General features: G+C 47.3%; 4 protein-coding genes, 2 tRNA genes and 1 rRNA gene (1 of these 7 cut by a window edge). 4 read left to right on the plus strand and 3 right to left on the minus strand.

Features of this window, described 5'->3' with window-relative positions:
- Positions 1–46: 46 nt before the first annotated feature.
- Entirely contained in the window at positions 47–1,102 is a 1,056-nt protein-coding gene (gene mtnA, locus MC7420_RS26445) for an S-methyl-5-thioribose-1-phosphate isomerase (protein ID WP_006104250.1), read from the plus strand.
- A 395-nt stretch (positions 1,103–1,497) separates the two neighbouring features.
- Here mtnA and MC7420_RS26450 read toward each other — a convergent pair whose 3' ends face one another.
- From MC7420_RS26450 to nadC, 3 genes are all read right to left on the minus strand, one after another.
- On the minus strand, positions 1,498–4,677 hold the full coding sequence (locus MC7420_RS26450) for a right-handed parallel beta-helix repeat-containing protein (RefSeq protein ID WP_006104216.1): 3,180 nt from the start codon (positions 4,675–4,677) through the stop codon (positions 1,498–1,500).
- 990 nt (positions 4,678–5,667) lie between these two features.
- Positions 5,668–7,425 carry an arginine--tRNA ligase gene (gene argS, locus MC7420_RS26455; protein ID WP_006104287.1) on the minus strand — a complete coding sequence of 586 codons (1,758 nt, stop codon included), beginning with the start codon at positions 7,423–7,425 and terminating at the stop codon, positions 5,668–5,670.
- Positions 7,426–7,508: 83 nt separating this feature from the next.
- A complete protein-coding gene (gene nadC, locus MC7420_RS26460) occupies positions 7,509–8,378 on the minus strand; it encodes a carboxylating nicotinate-nucleotide diphosphorylase (protein WP_044209903.1) in 870 nt (289 codons plus the stop codon).
- A gap of 348 nt (positions 8,379–8,726) precedes the next feature.
- On the opposite strand from nadC, the gene MC7420_RS26465 reads away from it, so the two are divergent.
- The 3 genes from MC7420_RS26465 to MC7420_RS26475 form a co-directional block, all read left to right on the plus strand.
- Positions 8,727–10,214 (plus strand): 16S ribosomal RNA (locus tag MC7420_RS26465).
- A 119-nt stretch (positions 10,215–10,333) separates the two neighbouring features.
- Positions 10,334–10,407, plus strand: a tRNA-Ile gene (locus MC7420_RS26470).
- Positions 10,408–10,422: 15 nt separating this feature from the next.
- Positions 10,423–10,488, plus strand: a tRNA-Ala gene (locus tag MC7420_RS26475); it runs 7 nt beyond the window's last position.

Genomic DNA, 10,488 nt, shown 5'->3' on the forward strand with positions numbered 1-10,488 from the left:
GCAAGTTAAACTATATGCAGTTTTCCACATTAGCCCATAAGTAACCATGCCCAGTAATCCGGTGTATCCCATCGTTTGGCGCGACGATCGCGTACTCCTAATTGACCAAACCCGTTTACCCCACAACTATACAGTGGTTGAAATTAAGTGCTGTGAGGATATGGCACGGGCAATTAGAACCATGATAGTCCGAGGTGCGCCAGCGATTGGTGTGGCGGCGGCTTACGGGATGTACTTAGGGGCGCGAGACATTAAAACGGCTGATCGCGAGACGTTTGTCACGGAACTCGAAGAGGTTGCCAAACTGCTGCGCCAGACTCGCCCGACGGCGGTAAATCTATTTTGGGCGATCGCGCGGATGTTGAAAACTGCCCATGAAACCATTGGTTCAGTGGATCAGTTAAAAACCGCACTGTTAGTAACCGCCCAAGGGATTCAGGTTGAAGATTTAGAGATCTGTAAAGCGATCGGGGATAATGGGTTGGCGGCTATGCCCGCGACTCCAGAAAAATTATGTATTCTTACCTATTGCAATGCGGGTTCCCTCGCCACAGCCGGCTATGGTACAGCCTTGGGAGTCGTGCGTTCAACCTGGCGCGAGAAGCGGTTAGCCAGAATTTATGCGTGTGAAACTCGTCCCCGGTTGCAAGGGGCAAAACTGACGGCGTGGGAATGTGTACAAGAGGGAATCCCAGTAACGTTAATTACCGATAATATGGCAGCCCATTGTATGCATCAGGGATTAATTGATGCGGTGATGGTGGGTGCAGATAGAATTGCTGCCAATGGAGATACGGCGAATAAAATTGGCACCTATAGTGTGGCATTACTCGCCAAAGCCCATAATATTCCCTTCTTTGTCGCCGCCCCCCTATCTACAGTTGACTTTGACTTACCCACAGGCGATTTAATTCCGATTGAAGAACGCCATCCCTCAGAAATTTATCAAATCGGTGAGACGGTGACATGTCCTACAGGGGTGGAATTTTATAATCCAGGGTTTGATGTCACGCCAGCCGAGTTAATTTCAGCCATTATTACCGAAAAAGGGGCGATGCGTCCAGAAGAGTTGCAGCAATTTCGCGTGAAGCAGTTGGCTTGATGGTTGGGTTAACCGGGATTTATACTATCCGCAGTCGTTAAAGTGGCAACATACGAAAAACCTCAGCGCTTTCTGTGAAAGGCTGAGGACAAGTATCAGGGTGTATGCTTTTCTCCTTCAGGCAGAGTTATTTGGTTGATGACTGCATCTGGAGTCTTGCTACTTATTATATTGGCTCATAAGCTAGACGATCTTCTAGATCAGTTCTGACGCAGTTTGCTCTTGATCTAAAACTGATCTTGACAAAATAGTCATTTGTCATTTCTCGTACCCGCTGCCCTTGAGAAGCACGCTACGTCCTTTGTTTCAAATCTAAACGACAAGAGGGCGGGTTTTGTTGATCAGTTATCGGTATACCCGTCAATTAAATGGCTAAACCCGCCCCTACAATACCCTCAATTACACTGAGAAACGTTAGTAAAGTCTTCCGGGGTGGGGGCAAAATTAACGGTTCCTGTATTAGTTTGAGGGAGATTATCGAGATTAACGACCTCGAATGTGCCATTATTACGCTGAAGCTGGAACTCTGTTGTGCTGGTATTCTCAGTGAGGGCTAGGCAGAAGCTGCGATCGCTATTGAGTACGGCATTAAATCCCGGAACAGCATTTTTATCCAAAATTGTCAACTCTACATCGGCAAGAGTTTCAGCATTGCCATTCGTTTGCAAAAAGATACCCTGACTGGCATTATCCGTAACCATGGTATTGTTAATCCGATAATCTTGCACCGAGACAGCATTTCCCTGGACAAAAATGCCTTGACCTCCATCCGTTTCACTGGTGGGAGTTGTACCGCTAATTGTACTGGTTTCAATCTCAAACTCCTGGCGGCTATTATTATTCGCCGATACGAAAATCCCCTGACCTGTGCTATTACTAATTTGCACATTACTAATCTGAAACCGTTGCTGAGATTGGAGTTCGGGATTCTTCTCATCCCCATTCGCCCCAACAAAAATACCTTGACCCTGACTATCACTAATTTGGACATTATCAATCGTGAAGTCTTGCTGGGCAATGCTATTGGCTTGGACAAAAACCCCTTGACCGCCACTGTCGAGATTATTCAATGTCGTATCATTAATCGTACTATTTGTAATCTCAAACTTTTGAGTGCTATTGTTATTAGCGCTCATGAAAATTCCCTGACCTGTACTCTCACGAATCTGGGCATCTGTGATGGCAAACTCTTGCCGTGATTGTACACTGAGGTCATTTTCATCTCCATTCGTTGTCACAAAAATACCCTGTCCAGCATTGTTGGTTATCGTGGGACTATCAATCTGAAACTCCTGGACTGCCATACGATTACCTTGCACAAAAATTCCTTGTCCACCTTCGCCTTGGGCGTCGAGTTCAATATTGCGAATCGTGCTGCTATCGATATTAAAGACTTGTTCACTGTTATTGTTGGCGGCAATAAAAATTCCCTGACCTACAGTATCACTCACTTCCGTGCCATTTAATTTAAACTCCTGTCTCGATTGAACCGTTAAGTCCTTTTCATCACCATTGGTAGCAATTAAAATACCTTGTCCAGCGCTATTTGTGACTGTGGTATCGTTGAGGGTGAAATCTTGAACAGCGACGCGATTTCCCTGAATAAAGACGCCTTGCCCGCCATCCCCATTACTGCCGAGGCGAGTCTGGTTAATGGTACTGGCATCAATGTCAAAGGTTTGCTCACTGTTATTATTAGCGGCGATGAAAATCCCTTGTCCTGTACTCTCACTAACGGTGGCGTTGCTGAGGTTAAAATTTTGGATAGATTGCTGCATCAAGTCATTTTCGTTACCATTGGCGGCGATAAAGATGCCTTGACCTGCACTTTCAGTAACCGTTAAGGTTTCCAGAGTCAAGGTTTGCTGGGCGCTGGCATTGGCTTGCAGGAAAAGACCTTGACCACCATCCCCATTTTCATCCAAGACGGTGTTACTAATACTTGTATTTAAAACGTCAAAGACTTGACGACTATTATTATTCCCAGCCAGATAAAATCCTTGACCGACACTATTAGTAATTTGATTATTGGTTGCGGTTAATTGCTGTTGCACCTCACCAGAGGATTGAATAAAAACACCTTGACCACCACTGTCACTGATTTGATTACTATCTAGGGTGAGTTCTTGTTGAGTGGTTCCCGATGCTTGAATAAAAACGCCCTGCTGACCACTATTTGTGATAACATTACGAGCGATCGCACTGGTTCCAGTTACATCGATGAGACTAATCCCTTGTCCTGTGGCATTGGTGATGCGGTTATCTTGAATCGTCACATTCTCAATAGCCGCGCCTTGGATACCATTCCCCGTGGCATTCGCGATCGCAAAGCCGGTCAGGGTCGTATTATTGGCTAGGGTTACTGTTCCTGTAATCGTGGGAAACTCACCGCTTCCCGATAAGGGTAACTGAAGCGTACCTAGTTGCTGAGTATCAATGTATTGGGGTAATGCTGCTGAGAGTACCGTTACTCCATCAGCAAACTGAAACCCTTCTGTCTCAGATGTCGTACCCACTTGCACATAAACAATATCATCAGCTTGTGCCACACTCAATGCATCTTGCACTGTCCCAAACGGTGTTTCAAACGTACCATTTCCGGTACTCCTCCCCAACGTGACCTGTTGAAACTGCCAAGGTTGACCCGTTTGGGGATTTATCGCCGCAACTTGCTCATTTTCGGTTTGTTCATCAACAACAATGGTGGCGATACGTCCCACCGATTCCCCCATACGCGCAAAAGCGCTACCTGATTCAACCCCACGGGGACGAGTTCCAGGAAAGGTTGCGCCTAAACTGAGGACAATCCGAGTGTCAAAGATTTGGTCAGTTTGCACTGATAAACCCAGATTCAGATAATCCGTAGGATGTGCTTCCAATCGCCCTCGAATCCCAATCGCATTATCTGTTCCCTCCCCACCATAGTAATAAAACCCTGCATATCCCCGTAAATCTCCCGCCCCTAATCGCAATAACCGTCCCCCCGCTTCAATATCAAATCCCGCCATTGCTGCTTCAAAGCGCTGGCGATGATTGAGAAGTAAATTATTCTCCTGAAATCCGCGCAGGGAGAACGACTCATCCACCTCTGGGCGGCGTTCACCAACTGGCAAATACGCATTCACCCGCAAATCCCAATCGTCTCCTAGTCGTTCAAACCCTGCACCAATTTGGTGAAACAAGCTGTTTCCGGTATCGCGGGTATCGTAGGAAAGATAGCCTCCGAGAATCCGGTTTTGCGTGGAATTGTAAAATCGTTGTCCCAGAAGAATCGTTCCGCCCATCGTGGAGTCGGTGAACAGGCGTAATTGCCCTTCCAGAAATGTCACGGTACTTCCGGGATTCTGAGTAATCGGAACAAAGCCTTCCAGACTAAAAAATGGGTCTTGATAGCCGGCTCCTTCGCTGGTAAACTGGCCGCCTATACGGGGTAAGACTCTCAAATCTGTGGCAGTTCCTTCAGTCAGTGAACGGGGCGTATCGGTTTCCGACTCAAGGGTTTGGGCAATGACAGGCGAAGTTAACCCTCCAGAAACAAGTAATCCAACACAGAGGGCTTGAGCTGAGATTTTCATTAATCAGAGGGTGAGTACAATCGTCACCCCCTCTTACAGTTATCGCTTTCGGGAATCCGGCAAAGGGGATTATGGGTTGAAGTTTTGTTAAGTTATGTCGCCAAAAAAAAATCCCCTTTCGGGGACTTTTCCAAGGGTGGGAAAAAGATTTCATCTATATTTTTATTATCTACCCAAGTGGCAGGAGTTGTGTGTAGCTACGATAAAGTTTATATGAAAAATCGATGAAGTTTCTGTAAAGTTGGGTCTGGTCGTTGGTCATGGCTTCTTTGTCCGTTGTTATTGATCCCGATACTTTATCCCTTTTTATTTATCAAAATGGTACCACCCAATAATGGAAAATCCCGTTCTCGATCCACTGAGAACGGGATAAGGAGTGAGATACACTAATTGCAACTTGGGAGTAAGCGATGTATATCGTCTTACCTAGTAGCTTAACTGTTCTCCAGAGGCTTTTGGGATAAGCGTTGATGAAGAATGGCTCGATTTATGTGAAAATTCCGTAAATATGACCAGTATTACAATTCGCATTCCTGAAGATGTGGTCGAGGATCTCATACCGAGTTGCGCTCAAACATAGTAGATAGGAAAATCAGGGGGAGCAGGGGGAGCAGAGGGAGGGAAAGTTATATCTTTGAATGCAACTTGGTATCAAGCCTTACTTTTCACGATTTAAATTGGGTATTAGTAGCGAGCAAGATGCAAAGCCTGCGGCATGGCTTCGCTTAACGCACTACAAGGATTTCGTCATTATTGACATTAAGGTTTAAATGCCGAACAGCTTAGCATCCTTCATAAGTATGGCATCACCTTGCTCAGGACAAATGTACCCTTGCTCCCCCAGCTCTCCCAGCTGACACACCGAGCGAAGTCGAGGTGTTCCCCCGCTCCCCCTCACCACAACACTTATTCAGCAGATCCTCAGTTATCCCCCTTTAACCAGCGTTTGATCAGATTGAAAGGCTATCCTTTGGCAAACGGGGATGTTTTCTACATCCGTTCAAGTACCGAAATACCGAGTAACGATAATCCCAGTTTCAACGTTTGAGCTGTTAGGTCACACAATATTAATCGTGATAGTCTCACGGATTCCTCCGCTTTAAGCACAGGACATTGGTCATAAAATTGACTGAATTTCTCGCTCAGTTCATACAAATACTGACAAAGACGATTAGGCAATAACTCTTGCTCAACTTCTTTAATTACCTCGTTGACTTGTAGTAGATGTTTAGCTAGTGTTGCTTCTTGGTCTTCTTTTAATGAGACTTGAGTAGATGTTCTTAACTGCTCAAAATCAATGCCACCTTTGCGACCAATACTTTGAATCCGGGCATAAGCATACAGCAGATACGGTGCTGTATTTCCTTTGAGCGATAGCATCTTATCGAAGCTAAACACATAGTTGCTGGTGCGATTTTGACTGAGGTCAGCATATTTGACCGCCGCCATACCAACCACTTGAGCCACATGTTCAATGAACTCCTCGGTTTCCTGGCGACCTTCTGCTTGGATGCGAGTTTCGAGATCAGCACGCGCACGCGCGATCGCTTGATCTAATAAATCCCGCAATCGTACTGTCTCTCCAGACCGAGTTTTTAGCTTTTTCCCGTCTTCCCCTAGTACCAATCCAAAGGGAACATGCACGATTTCAACAATCTCCGGTAACCAACCTGCTCGTTGTGCAACCTGAAATACTTGGGCAAAATGATTCGCTTGTCCAGCATCAGTAACATAAATAATCCGCTTTGCCCCATTTTGATCAATCCGGTAGCGTAGTGCGGCTAAGTCAGTTGTGGCATAGTTATAACCCCCATCCGACTTTTGCACAATTAAGGGTAAAGGTTCACCTTTTTTATTCGTAAATCCTTCTAAAAAAACGCATTTAGCACCTTGGTCTTCCACTAATAAGCCTGATTGTTCTAAATCTTTTACGACATCGGGAAGTAAGGGGTTATAGAATGATTCACCCCGTTCGGTGATATGCACATCCAGTAAATCATAAATGACCTGAAATTCCCGCCGGGATTGCTCACACAGCAACTGCCAAGCTCGTTTGGTATCTTCAGCCCCAGCTTGCAGTTTCACGACTTCCTGTCGTGCAGCTTCTTGGAAGACTTCATCGGTATCAAATCGTTTTTTAGCTTGTCGATAAAAGCTGACTAAATCTCCTAAATCAACCGCCTCAGCCGTGGTTAATGCCTCTGGGCAAACTTCCCGAAGATAGGTAATTAACATGCCAAATTGAGTTCCCCAATCTCCGACATGATTGAGGCGCAAGACATCATGATCTCGAAATTCCAAAATACGGGCAATGCAGTCCCCAATAATAGTGGAGCGCAGATGACCGACATGCATTTCTTTAGCAATGTTTGGACTGGAAAAATCCACAACCACTCGTTGGGGCTGTTTGGCGGGTTCTACACCTAAGTGAGGGTGGGTGAGATTCCTATTCAGCTTGGCTTCTAAATAGGCGGGTTTGAGTGTGAAATTAATAAAACCGGGTCCAGCTACTGTGGGGGTGTAGCAGATATCAGCAACATCTAGATGGTTGATCAGCATCTGTGCGATCGCTCGTGGGGGTTGACCTAGCGGTTTTGCCAGAGAGAGTGCCGCATTCGATTGATAATCACCAAATTTGGGGTTACTGGCAGGAACTAACATTGGATCTGTACCTGCCATCGTTTCACCAAAGGCAGCAATTAATGCTTGCTCACATTTGGCTTTTAGTTGTTCCAAGGTTGAAGTCATTGCGCTAGGTAAAGAGTTGAAACGATAAGAGGTTGCCAAGAATTAGGGAGAAATGGCTTAATCAAAATATTAGGGAATGAACTTTAAATGCGATTCTCGTCCAGTAAGTTCATACTTAAATCCAGCCAAGTGGAACGAGTTATGGGGGCACTCGTGGAAATATAGTCTACACCGGTTTGGGCTACAGCACGAATGGTGTCCAGGGTGATATTCCCAGAGGCTTCAATTTTGAGTCGGTCATTTTTGCCGCGAATCTTATGTACCGCCTGTCGCATCCTCTCCAAGGGCATATTGTCCAGCATGATAATGTCAGCCCCCTGCTCTAAGGCTTCTGTCACTTGCTCTAGGGTTTCGGTTTCGACTTCAATCCTTAGGGGGTAGGGCATTTGTTCCCGGATACGAGCGATCGCGTCTTTGATGCTACCTGCTGCCACTATATGATTGTCTTTAATCATCACGGCATCATCTAAGCCGAAACGATGATTAATGGCACCACCAACTTGAGTGGCATATTTTTCCAGCAGTCTTAGCCCAGGGGTAGTTTTACGGGTATCGACGAGTTGAGTCGGAAGATCAGCAAGTTGATCGGCATATTTGCGGGTAAGGGTAGAAATGCCGCTTAAGTGCATCGCTAGGTTGAGAGCCACTCGTTCTCCCATTAAGAGGGTATCCAGAGAGCCATGTAAACGAGCAATGACCTGTCCAGGATGACAGTCTTCCCCTTCAGCTACAACGGCAACAAAACTGGTTTGATCACTTAAGAGTTGGAAGATCCGTTTCGCGATCGGCAATCCAGCAATCACTCCCCCTGCTTTAGCCGTCCATTCGGCTTGGACAATTTTGTCTGGGGCTTCCCACAAGCCTTGAGTAGTGCGATCGCCTCGACCGATATCCTCTAACAACCAGTTCTGGAGGATCGGATCTAGCAGGATCAATGGCGGTAAAGCTCTCATCTGAACAAACAGGGGTAATTTTCTCAAGCTGGTCGGGTTAGCTCTAGATTTAACATAGCTCAGATTGCCCTCTGGGAAAGGGTTTTTGACTTCTCCAAAAAAAATTTGAAAAAAAGGTTGACAACTCCAGAAATAGCCACTACATTGGTAAATGCGCTTGAAACGGAGTTCACTCCATATCCAAGCGTCCGAACCAAGACAAATCAATAGTTTGAAAGCCAAGCATAAAAAACTCCTTGTCAAAAAACTTCGAGGGGAATCAGGAAACTGAGACTCTCTCAACTAATAAGGATAACTTGGGAATGTCACCTATTAATAGGTGACGTTTCGGAGCCAAAAAAACACTCTAATATGGAGAGTTTGATCCTGGCTCAGGATGAACGCTGGCGGTCTGCTTAACACATGCAAGTCGAACGCAACCTTCGGGTTGAGTGGCGGACGGGTGAGTAACGCGTGAGAATCTGCCTTGGGGTCGGGGACAACCACTGGAAACGGTGGCTAATACCGGATAAGCCTTCGGGTAAAAGATTTATTGCCCTAAGAGGAGCTCGCGTCTGATTAGCTAGTTGGTGAGGTAAGAGCTCACCAAGGCAGCGATCAGTAGCTGGTCTGAGAGGACGATCAGCCACACTGGGACTGAGACACGGCCCAGACTCCTACGGGAGGCAGCAGTGGGGAATTTTCCGCAATGGGCGAAAGCCTGACGGAGCAAGACCGCGTGAGGGAGGAAGGCTCTTGGGTTGTAAACCTCTTTTCTCAGGGAAGAAGCTCTGACGGTACCTGAGGAATCAGCCTCGGCTAACTCCGTGCCAGCAGCCGCGGTAATACGGAGGAGGCAAGCGTTATCCGGAATTATTGGGCGTAAAGCGTCCGCAGGTGGCGATTCAAGTCTGCTGTCAAAGCACGGGGCTTAACTCCGTTAAGGCAGTGGAAACTGAATAGCTAGAGTGCCGTAGGGGTAGAGGGAATTCCCGGTGTAGCGGTGAAATGCGTAGAGATCGGGAAGAACATCGGTGGCGAAAGCGCTCTACTGGACGGCAACTGACACTCAGGGACGAAAGCTAGGGGAGCGAATGGGATTAGATACCCCAGTAGTCCTAGCTGTAAACGATGGATACTAGGTGTAGCTTGTATCGACCCGAGCTGTGCCGAAGCTAACGCGTTAAGTATCCCGCCTGGGGAGTACGCACGCAAGTGTGAAACTCAAAGGAATTGACGGGGGCCCGCACAAGCGGTGGAGTATGTGGTTTAATTCGATGCAACGCGAAGAACCTTACCAGGGCTTGACATGTCCGGAACCCCGGTGAAAGCTGGGGGTGCCTTCGGGAGCCGGAACACAGGTGGTGCATGGCTGTCGTCAGCTCGTGTCGTGAGATGTTGGGTTAAGTCCCGCAACGAGCGCAACCCTCGTCTTTAGTTGCCAGCATTAAGTTGGGCACTCTAGAGAGACTGCCGGTGACAAACCGGAGGAAGGTGGGGATGACGTCAAGTCAGCATGCCCCTTACGCTCTGGGCGACACACGTACTACAATGGTCGGGACAGAGGGCAGCTAACCTGCGAAGGCAAGCTAATCCCAGAAACTCGGCCTCAGTTCAGATCGCAGGCTGCAACTCGCCTGCGTGAAGGAGGAATCGCTAGTAATCGCCGGTCAGAATACGGCGGTGAATCCGTTCCCGGGCCTTGTACACACCGCCCGTCACACCATGGAAGCTGGCCACGCCCGAAGTCGTTACCCTAACCCTCCGGGGAGGGGGACGCCGAAGGCAGGGTTGGTGACTGGGGTGAAGTCGTAACAAGGTAGCCGTACCGGAAGGTGTGGCTGGATCACCTCCTTTTTAGGGAGACCAACTGATTGATGAAGAGAATAAATAATTAAAGCTTCATCAATTCGGACACCCTAGGTCGGTCAAGGAAAAAGTAGATTGGCTTTCAAACTGGTTTCGGTTCGGAAAATGGGCTATTAGCTCAGGTGGTTAGAGCGCACCCCTGATAAGGGTGAGGTCCCTGGTTCGAGTCCAGGATGGCCCACCTGTTCCAGGAAGAGGGGGTATAGCTCAGCTGGTAGAGCGCTGCCTTTGCAAGGCAGATGTCAGCGGTTCGAGTCCGCTT

This window comes from Coleofasciculus chthonoplastes PCC 7420 (assembly GCF_000155555.1).
GTDB lineage: Bacteria > Cyanobacteriota > Cyanobacteriia > Cyanobacteriales > Coleofasciculaceae > Coleofasciculus > Coleofasciculus chthonoplastes_A.